Genomic DNA, 16,661 nt, shown 5'->3' with positions numbered 1-16,661 from the left:
TGATATTCTAGGGGCTGGAGTAAAATGCTTTAAAAAAGCCTTAAAACCTCTTCAGTGCTAAGTCCGCCACAGTTCCTCCGATCGCCAATGAACTTGTAGCTGCCGGAGAAGGAGCATTTAGTACGTTGATTGCGTGAGTAGATTCTCTGATCGAGAAATCATCCAGCAATCCACCTGTTCGGTCACAGGCTTGTGCTCTTACACCAGCACCGCCTTCGACGAGATCAGATTCTTGGATTTCGGGGATCAATTCCTGAAGGGCTTTGGTAAATGCGGCTTTGGAAAAAGATCTGTACATCTCACCAAAACCTGTTTGCCAGTATTTGGCAGCTACTTTTTGGAATCCTGGCCATGCCAATGACTCAGCAAGTTCCTTCAGGTTGATCTGGGATTTTTTATATCCCTCTCTGCGGAAGGCTAAAACAGCGTTTGGACCAGCTTCCACGCCACCTTTCATCATTCGGGTGAAGTGAACTCCTAGAAATGGGAAATTCGGATCTGGCACAGGATAAATCAGGTTCTTTACTAAGAATTCCCTGTCCTCTTTAAGCTTAAAATACTCTCCTCTGAATGGAATGATTTTAACATCAAGAGGATCTTTTTCACTCATTTGAGCTACTTTATCAGAATACAAGCCAGCACAATTAATTACAAGTTTACTTTGAAAGTTTTTCTTAGAAGTTTCAATGTAATTGATGCTTCCTTTCTGCTTTATTTCCAGTACTTTATGGTTAAGAAATATCTCTCCACCATTCTGAATTATCTTCCTGCCGTAGGCAAGCGCAACTTTGAAATAATCTACGATTCCAGTCTGCGGAACGTGAAGTGCTGCTACACCGGCACAATGAGGCTCGAACTCCTTCAACTCTTCCATGGTAATGTATCGCGTTCCTTCCAAGCCATTTTGAATACCTCTTTCAAATAAGTTATTCAAAAGCGGTTTTTGCTCCTCTCGGGTAGCCACGACCACTTTTCCTGTAATCTCAAACGGAATTTTTTCTTCTTCACAAAACTGAATCAATTCATGATATCCGCCTATGCAATTGGTGGCTTTCAGTGAGCCTGGCTTATAATATAAACCTGAGTGAATTACACCGCTATTATTACCAGTTTGGTGTTTTGCGAGCTGATCTTCCTTTTCCAAAATGGCGATTTTGAGCTCAGGACGTGCTTTTTGAATTTTGAGTGCAGTAGCCAATCCCACTATTCCACCACCGATTACTGTAATATCGTATATCATGTTTCTCCGTTTTCAGGCTCAAATATACTAGCGTATTTTTCATTTTTCCAGTAGCAGGAATTCGCGGAACTTTGGATTCTTTATAATTTTTAACCAGTCAATTAGCGATTTGCAGCCTTAATGAATTTATTTTGCAGGAATTACTCTCAGTGCCGCCACTATTACATGATCCGCAAGTATTTTTTCCTTTTCTTCTTTCTCGTTTCCTCTCAGACTTTTGCCCAATTTGTGGTAAAAGGAAAAGTGACTGACTCTGCCACTGGGGATCCAATTCCTTTTGCATCAGTATTGCTGAAAGGCACGACTTTAGGCATTTCTACAGATTTTGAAGGGAATTACACCATTGATGTTAGAAGCCTTACTGATAGTATTACCGTTAGCTATTTGGGATACATCAGTGCTGCGAAATCGCTGGAACAAGTCCCTGAGCAAACAGTCAATTTCCAGCTTAAACCATCTGATTTTGAGATGGAAGCTTTTGTTTTTGAAGCTGGAGAAAACCCGGCTTTTGAGGTGATTCGCAAAGCAGTGGATCGCAAAAAGGACTTTGATAAAAGAGAGTTATCTGCTTATCAGACAAAGAACTATACCAAAATAGAAATAGATATTGATCATGTGTCTGAGGAGTTTACCCAGCGGAAAACTGTACAGAAAGTGACTGCCATTTTGGATTCTATTAAGCAGCTGACGAATGATGAAGGTGAGAAGATTTTGCCTGTTTTTTTCTCGGAGACAATTTCGAAGTTTTACTTTAGATCTAATCCCGAACTGAGAAAAGAGGTAGTAGAGAAATCCAAAGTTACCGGAGTGGGTATCACCGACGGATCTACAACTTCACAGATCACAGGGTCTGCATTTCAGGAATACAACTTTTATAAAAACTGGTTATCCATTGTAGGTAAGGAGTTTGTATCGCCGATTGCAGATGGATGGAAGCAGTTTTATGATTATGATCTAATCGATTCGGTGCTAGTGGGAACTGATTCCTGCTATTTATTGAAAGTATATCCTTTGAGAGAGCAAGACTTGGCATTTTCCGGTACGATCTGGATCAATAAGGAAACCTATGCGCTCAAACAGGTGGATCTGACGATTCCGAAAGAAGCAAATCTGAATTTTATCGAGCGGATCAAAATACAACAGGAATTGCAGCCTACATCTGCAGGCCCTTTGATTCCTGCCAAAACTCGTGTTCAAATTAAAATAGGGCAAATTACACCTAAAACCGCTGGTCTTTTGGCCAAGTTCTACACCTCAGCTGATAGTGTGAAAGTGGGGGAACCTCAGCCTACTTCATTTTTTAACCAATCAGTGACCTTGCTGCCGGGTTACGATGAGGCGAGTGAGGAATTTTGGAAGGAGAACCGACAGGATATTTTGTCTCAAGAAGAAATAGCGGTGCTTCAAATGGTAGATACGCTGAAAAGGATCCCCATCGTGCGCTTTTATTCGGAGGGGCTTAAGTTTTTTGGAACTGGGTATTTGCCATTCAAAAAAGTAGATATAGGCCCGTGGCCAGGCTTTTTCAATTACAATGATATAGAAGGAATAAGGCTGGGAATGGGCTTCCGAACCAATCTGAAATTCAGTGATAAATGGGTACTCTACGGTTATGGCGCTTATGGTTTCAAAGATGCAGAACTGAAATATTCCGCAAAAGTAACCCGCATTTTGGATAGAATGCACTGGACTTCGGTTTCCTTATCTACCCAAAAAGAAATTGATCAAGTAGGATTAGAGATTTCCAGTTTGCAAGGCAACAGTATTTTTCTGGCAGCTAGTAGGTTTGGCACGTTGAGAAGACCTTATTTCACAAACAAACACCAGGTGAATTTCCAACGGGAGTTTTTCAAAGGATTCCTGATGTATTCTGATTTGAGTTTTATGGAATTTGAGCCCTTATATGATTTTTATTACTTAGAAAAAGGCACAGGGGAATATAAGTCGAATTTTCAAACCACTGAAGCTAAGATTGGATTGCGCTATGGACGGGACGAAACCATCCTGATCAACGACAACGAGCGAACGTCGTTAGGGCCATTGCGATGGCCGATTTTTGAGTTGAGTTATGCGAAGGGTATGAATTGGCTAGGTGGAGATATTACTTATTCGAAAATAAATTTCTACGTGTATCAGCGGCTTAATATGGGCATGTTTGGAGTGTCACGATATGAATTTGATGCTGCCAAAGTGTTTGGAGAGGTTCCTTATCCCATATTGAAAAACCACTTGGGTAACGAAACTTTATTCTATACCTCAGCAGCTTTTAATACGATGAATTTCAATGAATTTGCCTCAGATCAGTATGCAAGCTTGAGGTACAGGCATTATTTCGAGGGATTTCTTCTCAACAAAGTTCCGTTGCTAAAGAAGCTTAAATGGCGGGCTGTAGGAAATGCAAATATTCTATATGGATCTGTCAGCAATAAAAATATAGCTAATGCACCTACAGTGGACCCAGATGGCAATACTATAGAAACGTTTGGAAGGTTGGATCCGACCAAGCCCTATATAGAGTTGGGATATGGGATCGAGAATATTTTCAAATTCTTCAGAATAGACTTTTTCCATAGAATGACCTATTTGGATAATCCTGGAGCTAAACCGTTTGCAGTAAAAATATCAGGACAAATTATTCTTTAGTTTTTGGATTCTATTCATTAGTTTGGGTAGATGAAGAAACTACGGCTATTTTTAATTTGTTTGCTTTCCAGCTTTTTAGCATCCTGCTCATCTAGTGATGAAACGAAGTCAGAAGTATCCAGTGATGGACTTGAAATCATCAAAGTTGATCTCTCAGAAGCTAGAGAGGGAAAACTCTCCGAATTCTTTGAGCCTGAGATAGAATATATCTGGTTGAAAGATGATTCTGAAGAGGCGCAATTGGGAGGATTGAATAAGGTATTCTTCCATGAAGACAAGATAGTTACTTTGGACGTTTTTGACTGTGAATGTGTTAAGCTATTTGACAAGGCTGGAAAATATCTCTCAAAACTCGATGCTTATGGTGAAGGGCCTGGACAATATTTGGAATTTGATGATGCTATAATAGTTGGAGAGGAAATTTTGCTATTAGGTATTTATCCTCCCAAGCTGATGTGGTTTGATTTGGATGGTAAATTTCTCAGGGAAGAAAAGTTGGCTAGGCCGACTGATACTGGAGTGTTTTCCGAAGATGAAAAGCGATATTACTTTTTTAATGACACAAGAGAACCAGGTGAGCACTTTGTGGAAAGTGTATCGGAGACATTTCAGGATACAGTGAAAGTTCTACCTTATAAAAAAGAGGGATTTTACGGAAATTTCTCTACCAGGAAAGTTTTTCAAAAAACTGAAAAATGGATGTATTTCGCAATGCCCTTCAATGATACAATTTACCAGATAAATTCAAAGATTTTTAGCCCTAAACTTGTATTTGACTACGGAGATTACGCGCAAAGCATAGATGAACTAAGAAGTAATAGCGAAACTCTAGATCCATTGCAAGAGCTTGATTTTATTAACAAAAAAGCACAATTATACTTCGTGCCTAACAAATGGTTTATACATGAATCCCAGCTTTATTCGGGATTTAGCTACCAAGAAAAAAGTTATAATGTGTTTTTTGATAGACGAAGCCAAAACGTTAGCGTAATCAAGGGAAGGATTTCTGATGATCTTAATGAAGGTTTCGATCCCTATTCAATTCTTTATCAATATGAAGAAGGGAAGGTAGGTTTTACAATACCAGGAAAAACCCTTTTTCAAGAACTACAAAAAAAGAAAGCAGAACTAGGTCAGGAGGGCTTTGAAGAATATGTGAAAGGGAAGGGGAAAAACTTTGCTGAAGCAGCTTTTGCTGCTAAAGACTCTGAAAATCCTGTGCTGATTGTATATACAGTTAAAAAATAACCTCTCATTCCATATTCCAGAAAGCGTATTTGCTACTAAGTTAATTGACCAAGAACAGCTAAACCAATTTGGAATGAATCTAAAATTTTCGACCTTTAATAATAAATAAGGACTTGAAATGGCTACAGTTGATAACTTAAAAAATGGATTGATCGATAAAATACTTTCAATCAAAAACAGAGAATTTTTAGAAGCTCTTGATAAACTGATTTCCTCAAGTTCGCCTGAATTAGATAATGTGAAATTGACGGATGAGCAAAAAATGATGCTGGAAATGAGTGAGGAGGATATTAAATATGGCAAACTGATTTCCCAAGAAGCGATGGATAAAAGAAATCTTGAATGGCTAAACGCGATGTAATTTGGACGAAAACGGCAGATATCCAATTTATTGGCGTTTTAGAATATTGGGTAAATAGAAATAGGTCTGCCGCTTATTCCAAAAAGCTTGTAAAGCTAGTTTAAAAAAAACTAATCAAATCGCCCAGAAACCTTTAATATTCCAAGCAACAGATTTCAAGGGTATCAGAGTTGCTTCAATGGGCAATTTTAGCATTTATTACAAAGTAACTAACGTGCAAATTATAATTGTAGCATTTTGGGATAACCGTCAAGACCCTAAAAAACTTCTAGATACATTACTAGGCATGCAATAACTTTGCTGAAGCAGCTTTTGCAGCCCAAGACTCTGAAAATCCAGTTCTAATCGTTTATACAGTGAAGAAATAAAGATTCATTACCATATTCCCTTCCCATATATTTTTTGATTGCCTCTCTCTTGTGCATATTTGCAACTTAATCTTTATGCCTTTTTGTATGGGCAGAACTAATTTTACACATGTCACAACTTATTAAAATTACCCTTCCAGATGGCACTGTGAAGGAGTACGAAAAAGGAACTACCGGACTACAGATTGCTGCAAGTATCAGCGAGGGTTTAGCGAGAAACGTTCTAGCCGCAAAAGTAAACGGACAGGTTTGGGATGCTACCCGAGCTATCAACGAGGATTCCTCCATTCAATTATTGACTTGGAACGACGGAGAAGGCAAAAACACCTTTTGGCACTCATCCGCTCACTTGCTTGCAGAAGCATTGGAAGCACTACATCCAGGCATCAAGTTCGGAATTGGACCTCCCATCGAAACAGGTTTCTACTACGATGTAGATTTCGGTGATAAGACTCTTGACGGCTCGGAACTCGAAGCCATCGAGAAGAAAATGATCGAGTTGGCCCGTGAGAAGAATGAGTACATCCGTACTGATATTTCCAAGAAAGATGCAGTTGACTATTTCCAGAAGAAAGGTGATGAATACAAGCTGGACCTATTAGAAGGACTTGAAGATGGTTCAATCACGTTTTATCAGCAGGGAAACTTCGTCGATCTTTGTCGTGGACCACACATTCCTAACACAGGTTTTGTAAAAGCTGTTAAGCTGACTAACATCGCAGGAGCGTATTGGAGAGGGGATGAGAAACGTAAAATGCTTACCCGTATCTACGGTGTTACTTTCCCGAAAGCCAAGGAGCTTTCGGATTATCTGACATTGCTTGAAGAAGCAAAAAAACGCGATCACAGGAAACTGGGACGTGAACTTGAGCTTTTCACTTTCTCTGAAAAAGTAGGAGCGGGGCTTCCGCTTTGGCTACCAAAAGGCACCTTGCTAAGAGAGCGTCTGGTGAATTTCCTGAAAAAGGCACAGGACAAAGCAGGTTATCAGCAAGTAATCACTCCGCATATCGGTCACAAAGTCCTTTATGAGACTTCTGGTCACTACGAGAAATATGGCAAGGATTCTTTTCAGCCCATTGCGACTCCGCATGAAGGCGAGGAGTTTTTGCTAAAACCAATGAACTGTCCGCATCACTGCGAGATCTATAAGCATAAGCCACATTCATATAAGGAATTGCCGATTCGTTATGCCGAATTCGGTACCGTATATCGCTATGAGCAAAGTGGTGAGCTACACGGATTGACCCGGGTTCGAGGTTTTACTCAGGATGATGCGCATATCTTCTGTCGCCCAGATCAGGTGAAAGAGGAGTTTGTCAAGGTAATTGACTTGGTATTGTATGTGTTCAAGGCTTTAGGTTTTGAAGATTTCACCGCTCAGATTTCCTTGAGAGATCCGGAGAATCCTTCCAAGTATATTGGCGGTGATGAAAACTGGAACAAGGCAGAATCTGCGATTATCGAAGCAGCAGCAGAGAAAGGACTGGATACTGTTACTGAACTTGGCGAGGCAGCATTTTACGGGCCGAAGTTGGACTTTATGGTCAAAGATGCTTTGGGAAGAAAATGGCAGTTGGGAACTATCCAGGTAGATTATAACTTACCAGAACGATTCGAACTTGAATATATAGGTTCAGATAATCAAAAACACAGACCTGTGATGATTCACAGAGCGCCTTTTGGTTCTCTTGAGAGATTCGTAGCAGTGCTTATTGAGCACTGTGCAGGCAATTTCCCACTATGGCTTTCTCCTGAGCAGATCAATATTTTACCTATTTCTGAGAAATATGTAGAATATGCTGAAGAAATAAAATCGATCCTCGAAGAGGGGGGTATATCAGGTTCTATAGACAACAGAGATGAAAAGATCGGGCGAAAAATCCGTGACTCTGAAGTCAAAAAAGTGCCTTTTATGCTGATAGTGGGGGAAAAGGAGCAGGAAGAGCGAAAGCTTTCTGTCCGAAAGCATGGTGAAGGAGATCTAGGTAACTTCTCTCCAGAGGAGTTTATAAACTATTTTCAAGGTATTATTTCAGCATCATTGAGTAAGTAATTATACTGTATTATTTAATTCAGTTTTTCTTAATTAGAAATAATTCCGATATTTGCATCCAATTTCATAAAAACAATCAACGCAAACTTGAGAAACAACAGACAACCCTATAGAGGTAGACAAGAAGAACCTTATAAAGTAAACCAGAAAATCAGAGCTCGTGAGGTACGGGTGGTTGGTGATTTTGTAGAAGGTGGAAATGCATTACTTCCTACAGACAAAGCCATCAAACTCGCACAGGAAAATGACCTGGATCTGGTAGAGATTTCTCCTAATGTTGATCCTCCCGTTTGTAAAATTCTTGACTACGCAAAGTTTAAGTACGAGCAGAAAAAGAAGCAGAAGGAGATCAAGTCCAATGCCGCGAAGATTGTTTTGAAGGAGATCAGATTCGGACCGAATACGGATGATCATGATTACAATTTCAAATTGAAGCATGCCATCAACTTCTTGAAAGAAGGCGCAAAGGTAAAGGCTTACGTTCACTTCGTCGGCCGTAGCATTGTGTTTAAAGAAAGAGGAGAGATGCTACTTCTGAAATTTGCTCAGGCGCTGGCAGAGTACGGTGCAGTAGAGCAGCTTCCAAAAATGGAAGGTAAACGAATGAACATCTTCATCGCTCCGAAGGCAGGAAAGAAATAAATTTCAACTAAATAAATACAGCAAAATGCCAAAGGTAAAAACCAAATCCAGTGCAAAGAAGAGGTTCGCTTTAACGGGAACCGGCAAAATCAAAAGGAAACACGCTTTCAAAAGCCACATCCTGACCAAAAAATCTACTAAAAGAAAGCATAACTTGACTAAAACTGGTCTAGTACATGAGTCTGACGAGGGTAGAGTAAGAGACATGTTGAGAATCTGATTCTCCGCAGTTGCTTAAAAATCAATTAATTAAGGTTTATTTATTCACCAGACATTTTGGTAAACAAGATCTCGATCACTCGGGGCACCAACTGTCAAAAAACAAAACACTATGCCTAGATCGGTAAACGCGGTAGCGTCCAGAGCAAGAAGAAAAAAAGTGCTAAAAGCCACAAGAGGTTACTTCGGAAGAGGTAGCAACGTATGGACAGTAGCCAAAAACAAGTATGAGAAAGGTCTTCAGTATGCGTACAGAGACCGTAAAGCGAAGAAAAGAGAATTCAGAGCTTTGTGGATTCAGCGTATCAACGCAGGTGCAAGAATGCACGGCGTATCTTATTCTCAATTGATGGGATTATTGAAGAAAGGCGAAATCGAACTTAACCGTAAGGTTTTGGCAGATTTAGCCATGAATCACCCAGAAGCATTCAAAGCTGTAGTTGAAAGAGTAAAATAAGGTTGCACTGTCTTATTTTATTGGAAGCCTTCCCTCGGGAAGGCTTTTTTGGTTTATAAGTAGCAGTTAAGGCATTTTATGAGGCTGTTTTTTAAACTAATAGTATATTGCTAAACATTAGATTTTTAGCTAAAAGATCATTATGAGACCGAAAGCCCATTCTTACTCCTATGCTTTGAAGGTTGTAACTGTAGTTTTATTGTGCGTTAGTTGCAAAAAAAACATTGAAAAAGAAGTATCAGTAACTCATGAAGGTGCTTATACCATAAAACTGGATAAAGATGTTTCAGAATATGCTGAAATAAAAAAGTTTGAAATTCAGGATATAATTCAACTTGAAACCAATGCGGAATCCTTGTTAGGGAAAATTTCAAAAGTCCAGCAAATTGAAGGACAATGGTACATACATTCCATGTCAAAATTGTTTGTTTTCAATGCAAATGGCGAGTTTATCCATACGATTGGAGAAATTGGGAATGGGCCAGGGGAGATCTCTGAGGTGACCAATTTTTGGTTTGATTCTGGGCAACAGCAAATTATTGTACTTGACAACAATGGGAGAAAGATTGTGTCATTTAATCTGAATGGGGAGTTTCAGAAAGAAATAAGGATAAATTCATTCCCCCAAGGTATAGCTAAATTTAACAACGAATTTTTACTGTTTTTGAATAGATCTGCCTCTGATTTTGAATTAAATGAATCCTATGATGTTGCATCAATGGATGAAAACGGCATTGTCAAAAGAACTTACTTTCCGAGTACGCCGGAGTACAAAACTTGGTATTTGCCAAACATGATATTTTATGAATTCGATGGAAAAGTAAATTACTTCGACTATTGGCGCAATCAAATTTACACTTGGACTGAAGATGAATTTATCCCATATCTAAAAATTGATTTTGGCGATAGTAATTTTCCATATGAGTTCACTAAAAGCGCAGAGGGTTATGATGAAAAGAAAAGGGATTACAGGTTTATTCATATGGGGCTGGTAGAGTCAGAAAATTATCTGTATTTCGACATTTACGATAAAGGGGAGTTAGCTTATTTTTTTTATGATAAGCAAAACAATGAGCTCAATTTTTTGAACAAAGACAGATATAATCCTGAGAATCTTTTCATACAACCAATCGCTACGTTGTCTAACGACCGTTTTGTAAGTACTATCGAGCCTGAACACGTTAAAGTTCTACGTGAGCATAAGAGGCTCACCAATCCATTATTAATTGATTTGGCAGACGCTATGGATAAGTATGACAATCCTTCATTGCTGGTTTTTACTGTGAAATTGTCGGATTAAAATTTATTGGCAGTGAATCTTACGAAATAGTCAGGTAACGGAATCGTTACTACCATTCCAAATTAAGTAGGTGTTGAGAAATTGCATTATTTTTATTTTATTAGGTGATGCGATTTTTAGTATTCTCTTTCTTTTTCCTTTGTGCTCATTTTGTAACCGCACAAAACCGGCAAGCAAATAGCATTTCTGGTACCGTCATAGACAGCGAAGATTTGGCTCCTGTGCAGTATGCATACCTGTACTTAAAGAACTACCCTGATTTTTCTGCTTTGGCAGATGAACAAGGAGAGTTTAAGTTCTTTTTCCCCTCTCAGTTCTTGGATGAAACTGTCGTGATCTCATCTATTGGATTTGAAAAGAAGGAAGTGTCAATCTCTTCGCTAGCAAAAACTGGAAATACACTTAGGCTCCAAAGACAGCTACTTTCTTTGAATGAGGTTACGGTAATGCCAGAAGATAATTTTATCGAGGAGATGATTTCGAAAGCGATTGATAATATCCCGAATAACTATCCAGACAAGCGTCACCAGCTGAGAGGGTTTTACAGAAAAGTATCTACGAACTATGAGGAATTCACCAAGCTCGTTGAGGCAGCTGTGGTGGTAGAAGAAGTTAGCTATTTCAAAGAAGGAGTGGATATTCGGATTAAACTTGAATCACTAAGACAAAGCGACGAATTGGGTGAGGTTGATTCTTCAATGACAATACTGAAGCATCGAATTAGAGAGCATATTAAATCAACAGGAAGTACTCTCGGACCATCAAACCAAGTTATTAAAACCTATCAACATAATAATGGATTTCGAGGTGATGCTTACCATTCCAAAACTTGGTTCGGCAAAGACGGGGATCGATTTATGGGGATTCCAGAGTTGCCAACATACCGCAGATTGATGGGAGAGGAGATTGTGGGAAATGATACGATCTATCAAATAGCATTCAGTAGTAAAGATCCTCCTAATGGCAGTAGTTACTTGAAAATAAACGCTAGAAACCATGCGATTGTAGAATATCAAATAGGGTGGCTATCAGGTGAATACCAAACTTTTGCCAAGTTTAGGGAAGTCGATGGAGTCTATTATCCGGAAATGTTTCGAAATAAGGAATTAAGATTGATTAACCGAGATGTGGGCACGCACCAAATGGATATTTCTACTATTTGGTTTGATGTTCCAGTGACTGAGGATTTTAAAAAGATTCGAGTGAAAAATGCACTTGGCAGAGATGAAGAAGTCGAATCCAATAAATATGAACTTGATTCAAGTTTTTGGAAAACTTATGATTTCATCAAAAAACACCCACTGGATTCAGCAATTATCAGGAGTTTGGAAATGAATAAAAGTCTGGAACAACAATTTAAGCGCAATGCGAAAGACTAATATCAAGGTTTATTTCATATGCCTTTTTCTGGGGCTTATTGGTCTTTGTTCTTGCAATTCGGATGAAAAAGGGAAGGGAATAGGAGAAGTTACCGACTCTGATCAAATCGTTTTAGTTTTTGAAGATAGTGTAGCGCACCAGTTTTTTCGGCAGCGTAAGGCAGTATTCAAATACATGGTTGATAAAATGTTACCTGTTGAAATCTCATTGAATTCTGCGGAGTCAAGCAAAGACCTTATCATCAACACTAAAAGGGAATCTCTGGATTTAGTTTATCGAGACAATAGTCAGGTTGAGTTTACCTATTTTCTCCAAAAAGGAGACTCTATCCTGATTCAGGTGAAAGACAATAAACCATGGTTTACTTCCATCAATAAGGAAAGCTCATCCTACGCTTACAATCTGGAGCTTCAAAGGAATGCTGAGCTATTTGATAAATCCTATTCAAAATCCCAGGATTTCTATTTTTTGTGGAATGAGACCAAGGCGTTTCCATTCGAATTAGGTATGAATGAGGACTTAAAGCGAATTAAAGACGAAGCCATTCAAGGATTTCAAAAGGAGTTGAATTTGTTTGATTCCTTGGCAAATTCCCGATTAATTACAGAAAAAGTCAAAGCTTTTTATGCTGCTAAAAATAGATTGGCGCAAAAGAAATTGGAAACTTATGCTACTGAAAGTTTGGAGATCAATACCCAATTGGCTGTTAATTCAATTCTGGAAATAGATAATTCTGAGTTAGCCAACAGCGTGTATTTGGATGAGTTTTCCGAATTAATTATTGCCAATCAATCTCAGTAGGAATCCGATGGGTTATTAGATTCATTGATAGCTGGAGATGAACTGAATTCTATCGAAAAAACTCTGCTCTTTCACTATTTACAAAAGGAAATCCCAAACCTATCATTTATTGAAGCAGATGAAGTTCTGGAGCGATATAATGACAAATTAGCTAATCCAGCCCAGTTGGATTATTTGAATTCTTCGAATAAGGCTCTTCAAAAAATAGAACCGGATATAGAATTGATGGGGCTGGGCAAAAGCTTCAGTAGATTTGAAGAGCTTCTAGATCAAAAGCGAGGTAAGTATTTATACGTTGATCTTTGGGCGGCTTGGTGTATTCCTTGTATTAAAGCATTCCCGGCATCTTTGGCCTTAAATGAAGCCTATAAAAGCAAAGGAGTTGAAGTAATCTTCTTATCAGTTGACGACAATTATAAGTTTTGGGAAGAAGTTGCTGTGAAATATGACATTGCAATTCCAGACCAATCTTTTGTTGCCATGAACAAAGAGGAGTCAGAATACCTAAAAGCATTGAACGTGGCGCTGATTCCAAGGTATTTGATTTTTGATCCAGAGAGAAAATTAATTCATCCTAATGCTCCAAGGCCAGATTCTGAGGAGATTAAGATGTTTTTGGATAATCTTTTTAGATGAGAAATGTGTTTGGGTCATACGCAACACTTCAAAACTAAACTAGAATAAAAATTGGCTCCTGTCCGCCGCGGCTGATATGAATCCTGCGTTTAAAAATAATTTGGAAGGATATTTAGTCTTAACCAATTTCTACCTTTTCCTGATTTAAGTTCTTTTTCACGAATCAATGCTTCTTTTTTACTTTTAAAAAACTCCACATGAATTACAGTCCATGGTCTGTACCTTAATGTATATCCCTTAGTTGATTTGGAATTATGAAAATGAAATCTTGTAATCAAATCCGAAGTCATTCCCGTGTAGGTTTTGCCCGATGATGAGGAAAGCAGAATATATACAACGAATTCGTTCATTAGTAAAAATAAAAAAAGGCTTCCGTTTCCGAAAGCCTTTGAGTAGCGAGAGGGAGATTTGAACTCCCGTCCGCCGCGGCGGATTTGAATCCTGGCCACTAAAGACGGAAACCAAAAAAGGCTTCCGTTTCCGAAAGCCTTTGAGTAGCGAGAGGGAGATTTGAACTCCCGTCCGCCGCGGCGGATTTGAATCCTGGCCACTAAAGACGGAAACCAAAAAAGGCTTCCGTTTCCGAAAGCCTTTGAGTAGCGAGAGGGAGATTTGAACTCCCGACCTCAGGGTTATGAATCCTGCGCTCTAACCAACTGAGCTACCTCGCCATTAATAATTTATCTCAACATTTCAATCAGAGGGAGATTTGAACTCCCGTCCGCCGCGGCGGATAAGAATCCTGCTCCCGATAGCCATCGGGATACCTCGCCAAATATTAATATGAATGGTTACACTACTTCAAACAGTTTCTAAATACCCAGAAACATTTTTTGGTATTGAATTTTGAAATTAATGCCTATATTAAAGCACATTCATCAGTCAATAAGATTAGTTGACAATCGTTTATTATCAACCTGGAAAACCTCCCTTTCGAATGGGAATGCAAATATGAGGTCTTGTAATGTGAAATGCAAGTTGACGTTCTTTAAAAAAATGAATTTTTACACAGAGTAAAAGCGATTATCATGGTTAAAAATAAGTTTGTGGCTGATTATCAAATCAATGCCTCCAAAAAAATAGTTTTCCACTATTTGAGTACTGCAAGTGGATTAGAGGAGTGGTTTGCCGATGAAGTGAAAATAAACGAGGATAAGAATTATATTTTCAATTTTGATAGTGAAGACCATTATGCTCGCCTTGCTTCTCAGCGAAGTAATTCGCACGTGAAATTTGAATTTTACGATCCAAAAAATCCCGATGAGGCCGATCATGCCTTCATAGAATTCAAGTTGGAAGAAAATGATCTCACCCAAACCCTTTTTCTTAAAGTAATTGACTACTCGGATAGCTATGAAGACGATGAGCTAGCCGCTATCTGGGAAGGACTGATCGGAAGATTGAAAGATATTATTGGTGGGTAATCTCAATTCATTTTACCAAATTTGAACTTCGACTCCTAGGCTTCGTATTTGCCTTGGGAGTAGTTTGAATAATGAAGAAACTAGATAAACTTATACTTGGGTCTTTTATAGGCCCATTTTTATTGACTTTTATTGTCGTGGATTTCATCCTGTTGACGGTCAACATGCTGAAATACTTCGATGAAATTTTTGGTAAAGGCCTGAGCTTTTGGATCTATGCAGAGCTGATCGGCTATTTTGTGATCAGTATTTCACCTATGGCTTTGCCACTTGCAGTATTGCTTTCCAGTTTGATGACTTTTGGGAATCTGGGAGAACATTTCGAACTCACAGCCATCAAAAGCAGCGGAATCTCCCTTCTGCGTGCATTACGCCCCATAGGTGTATTTGTGATTATTTTATCATTTGCTGCTTATCTGTCCAATAATTACCTGGTGCCTAAGGTGAACCTTAAGACATTTAGCTTACTCTACGATATTCGGATGAAATCTCCGGCATTGGAGATAAAAGCAGGCGTGTTCTATGCAGGAATTCCAGGATACAGCATCAAGGTCAACGAGAAAATTGGAGAGCACGGACTTAAGGATATAATAATTTATAGTCACGCTGGAGGATCATCAGGCAATTTGAATATGACTTTGGCAGATTCTGGTAGGATGGAACCCTTTTTCAATGAAAATTACATGAAGCTATCCTTGTTTCATGGTACCAATTACAGTGAAGAGAGACAAACAAGAGGGATCAAGGAAAAGCCCGTTGAATTTAACCGGACCTCTTTTGATACAAATGAGATCGTATTTGACCTGAATAACACTTTCAAACTCAATAGAACGGCAGAAGAGGCTTGGTCAACCAACAGGTCTATAAAAAATATTTCCGAGATCAAACTAGGGCTAGACTCTATCAACACACTCTTGAATGATAAGATTTATCAAAATTACCAAAGTACCGAAAGTATTTACCCATTCTTCACCAGAGATAGAAAGCTAAGTCCTCCTGTTGATATTAAGGAACGAAAAGCCCTTGATGATTCAATCAGAAGGGTAAAGTTAGAACGCAAACAAACTTCGACTGACTCACTTGAAAATATTCGGAGCCAGGCTAAGAAGGATACTTCTGTTGTTTTGGCTGACCATCCAGAGTCACGTTTATTGATTAACGCTGCTAAGGATTCTGCCATTTCATCTTTAAGTTCAAGTCAAAAATCTTCTAAATCAACAGGCAGAGACTCTCTTATAGCAACTTCCGCAGGGAAAAAGCAGATTGATAATAAATCTAAGAAGGAAGATGATCAAGATACGGTCAAGAATGCTAAGTTAAAAACCGTACTAAAGCAGCCTAGAACTACACCATTAACTGATAAAGAGCGCAAACAGATCGATTCCTTAGTAGAGAATCGTGGCTACACAAGGCAGTCGGTTACTATAGCCTTGAGTAATTCAAGGAGCTTGAAAAACAATTTTTCTATCAGAAAGACAGAAATAGATAATTATAAGAGAGACTACCGAAGATTTCAGATTGCCTGGTATCAGAAATACACCCAAGCATTTGCTTGTTTTGCGATGTTTTTGATTGGAGCGCCATTGGGCGCTATCATTAAGAAAGGAGGATTGGGAATGCCAGTCCTGGTGTCTATTATTTTTTTTATAATCTATTACATGCTCACAATAACGGGTGAAAAATGGGCTAAGGAGGGAATTGCCGATCCATTATTCGGAACCTGGTTTTCAATTTTATGTCTTCTTCCCTTCGGATTGTTTTTTGTGAAACAGGCCAGAAAGGATGCCAGATTATTCGAACCGGACTTTTATCTGAGCCTTTGGAAAAGTGTACAAGACCGATTTAAAGTTCTTCGTTCAAAAGCGAATTAAGCTTTCATTTTCTTA

At 38.8% G+C, this 16,661-nt stretch carries 15 protein-coding genes and 1 tRNA gene; 13 read left to right on the top strand and 3 right to left on the bottom strand.

Annotated features, from left to right (window positions below; translation table 11 throughout):
* Positions 1-40: 40 nt before the first annotated feature.
* Complete coding sequence (gene lhgO, locus BM386_RS04575) at positions 41-1,240, bottom strand: L-2-hydroxyglutarate oxidase (protein WP_091691847.1); 1,200 nt, start codon at positions 1,238-1,240, stop codon at positions 41-43.
* A gap of 165 nt (positions 1,241-1,405) precedes the next feature.
* Here lhgO and BM386_RS04570 point away from each other — a divergent pair, with 165 nt between their 5' ends.
* From BM386_RS04570 to BM386_RS04515, 11 genes are all read left to right on the top strand, one after another.
* Complete coding sequence (locus tag BM386_RS04570; protein WP_091691846.1) at positions 1,406-3,883, top strand: DUF5686 and carboxypeptidase-like regulatory domain-containing protein; 2,478 nt, start codon at positions 1,406-1,408, stop codon at positions 3,881-3,883.
* 30 nt (positions 3,884-3,913) lie between these two features.
* Positions 3,914-5,131 carry a 6-bladed beta-propeller gene (locus tag BM386_RS04565; RefSeq protein ID WP_091691845.1) on the top strand — a complete coding sequence of 406 codons (1,218 nt, stop codon included), beginning with the start codon at positions 3,914-3,916 and terminating at the stop codon, positions 5,129-5,131.
* A 118-nt stretch (positions 5,132-5,249) separates the two neighbouring features.
* A complete protein-coding gene (locus BM386_RS04560; protein ID WP_091691844.1) occupies positions 5,250-5,492 on the top strand; it encodes a hypothetical protein in 243 nt (80 codons plus the stop codon).
* 477 nt (positions 5,493-5,969) lie between these two features.
* Positions 5,970-7,916, top strand: coding sequence for a threonine--tRNA ligase (thrS, locus tag BM386_RS04550; protein ID WP_091691843.1), 1,947 nt, complete (start codon positions 5,970-5,972; stop codon positions 7,914-7,916).
* An 87-nt stretch (positions 7,917-8,003) separates the two neighbouring features.
* The gene (gene infC / locus BM386_RS04545; protein WP_091691842.1) at positions 8,004-8,558 is read left to right on the top strand and encodes a translation initiation factor IF-3; all 555 of its coding nucleotides are present in this window, start codon (positions 8,004-8,006) and stop codon (positions 8,556-8,558) included.
* A 25-nt stretch (positions 8,559-8,583) separates the two neighbouring features.
* Positions 8,584-8,778, top strand: coding sequence for a 50S ribosomal protein L35 (gene rpmI / locus BM386_RS04540; protein ID WP_091691841.1), 195 nt, complete (start codon positions 8,584-8,586; stop codon positions 8,776-8,778).
* A 111-nt stretch (positions 8,779-8,889) separates the two neighbouring features.
* Positions 8,890-9,234, top strand: coding sequence for a 50S ribosomal protein L20 (gene rplT, locus BM386_RS04535; RefSeq protein WP_091691840.1), 345 nt, complete (start codon positions 8,890-8,892; stop codon positions 9,232-9,234).
* A 142-nt stretch (positions 9,235-9,376) separates the two neighbouring features.
* Positions 9,377-10,534 carry a 6-bladed beta-propeller gene (locus BM386_RS04530; protein WP_091691839.1) on the top strand — a complete coding sequence of 386 codons (1,158 nt, stop codon included), beginning with the start codon at positions 9,377-9,379 and terminating at the stop codon, positions 10,532-10,534.
* Between the two features lie 107 nt (positions 10,535-10,641).
* On the top strand, positions 10,642-11,913 hold the full coding sequence (locus tag BM386_RS04525; RefSeq protein ID WP_091691838.1) for a carboxypeptidase-like regulatory domain-containing protein: 1,272 nt from the start codon (positions 10,642-10,644) through the stop codon (positions 11,911-11,913).
* On the top strand, positions 11,900-12,715 hold the full coding sequence (locus tag BM386_RS04520) for a hypothetical protein (RefSeq protein WP_091691837.1): 816 nt from the start codon (positions 11,900-11,902) through the stop codon (positions 12,713-12,715). Before BM386_RS04525 ends, BM386_RS04520 begins: the two co-directional genes overlap by 14 nt.
* A gap of 24 nt (positions 12,716-12,739) precedes the next feature.
* On the top strand, positions 12,740-13,351 hold the full coding sequence (locus BM386_RS04515; RefSeq protein ID WP_091691836.1) for a TlpA family protein disulfide reductase: 612 nt from the start codon (positions 12,740-12,742) through the stop codon (positions 13,349-13,351).
* A gap of 89 nt (positions 13,352-13,440) precedes the next feature.
* Here the strand turns inward: BM386_RS04515 and BM386_RS04510 are convergent, their stop codons facing one another.
* Both BM386_RS04510 and BM386_RS04505 read right to left on the bottom strand, forming a co-directional pair.
* On the bottom strand, positions 13,441-13,701 hold the full coding sequence (locus BM386_RS04510) for a GIY-YIG nuclease family protein (protein ID WP_091691961.1): 261 nt from the start codon (positions 13,699-13,701) through the stop codon (positions 13,441-13,443).
* Positions 13,702-13,948: 247 nt separating this feature from the next.
* Positions 13,949-14,022 (bottom strand) — tRNA-Met (locus BM386_RS04505).
* Between the two features lie 357 nt (positions 14,023-14,379).
* Between BM386_RS04505 and BM386_RS04500 the strand changes: the two genes are divergently transcribed.
* Both BM386_RS04500 and BM386_RS04495 read left to right on the top strand, forming a co-directional pair.
* A complete protein-coding gene (locus BM386_RS04500; RefSeq protein ID WP_091691835.1) occupies positions 14,380-14,775 on the top strand; it encodes an START-like domain-containing protein in 396 nt (131 codons plus the stop codon).
* 71 nt (positions 14,776-14,846) lie between these two features.
* Entirely contained in the window at positions 14,847-16,646 is a 1,800-nt protein-coding gene (locus tag BM386_RS04495; protein ID WP_091691834.1) for an LptF/LptG family permease, read from the top strand.
* Positions 16,647-16,661 lie beyond the last annotated feature (15 nt).

This window comes from Algoriphagus locisalis (genome assembly GCF_900116615.1).
Classification (GTDB): Bacteria; Bacteroidota; Bacteroidia; order Cytophagales; family Cyclobacteriaceae; genus Algoriphagus; species Algoriphagus locisalis.
This window is presented reverse-complemented; position numbering and strand designations above follow the sequence as displayed.

Bases quoted from the DNA above. Each gene is read 5' to 3' on its own strand.
- lhgO (WP_091691847.1), bottom strand. From the start codon at position 1,240: ATGATATACGATATTACAGTAATCGGTGGTGGAATAGTGGGATTGGCT.
- BM386_RS04570 (WP_091691846.1), top strand. From the start codon at position 1,406: ATGATCCGCAAGTATTTTTTCCTTTTCTTCTTTCTCGTTTCCTCTCAG.
- BM386_RS04565 (WP_091691845.1), top strand. From the start codon at position 3,914: ATGAAGAAACTACGGCTATTTTTAATTTGTTTGCTTTCCAGCTTTTTA.
- BM386_RS04560 (WP_091691844.1), top strand. From the start codon at position 5,250: ATGGCTACAGTTGATAACTTAAAAAATGGATTGATCGATAAAATACTT.
- thrS (WP_091691843.1), top strand. From the start codon at position 5,970: ATGTCACAACTTATTAAAATTACCCTTCCAGATGGCACTGTGAAGGAG.
- rpmI (WP_091691841.1), top strand. From the start codon at position 8,584: ATGCCAAAGGTAAAAACCAAATCCAGTGCAAAGAAGAGGTTCGCTTTA.
- rplT (WP_091691840.1), top strand. From the start codon at position 8,890: ATGCCTAGATCGGTAAACGCGGTAGCGTCCAGAGCAAGAAGAAAAAAA.
- BM386_RS04530 (WP_091691839.1), top strand. From the start codon at position 9,377: ATGAGACCGAAAGCCCATTCTTACTCCTATGCTTTGAAGGTTGTAACT.
- BM386_RS04525 (WP_091691838.1), top strand. From the start codon at position 10,642: ATGCGATTTTTAGTATTCTCTTTCTTTTTCCTTTGTGCTCATTTTGTA.
- BM386_RS04520 (WP_091691837.1), top strand. From the start codon at position 11,900: ATGCGAAAGACTAATATCAAGGTTTATTTCATATGCCTTTTTCTGGGG.
- BM386_RS04510 (WP_091691961.1), bottom strand. From the start codon at position 13,701: ATGAACGAATTCGTTGTATATATTCTGCTTTCCTCATCATCGGGCAAA.
- BM386_RS04500 (WP_091691835.1), top strand. From the start codon at position 14,380: ATGGTTAAAAATAAGTTTGTGGCTGATTATCAAATCAATGCCTCCAAA.
- BM386_RS04495 (WP_091691834.1), top strand. From the start codon at position 14,847: ATGAAGAAACTAGATAAACTTATACTTGGGTCTTTTATAGGCCCATTT.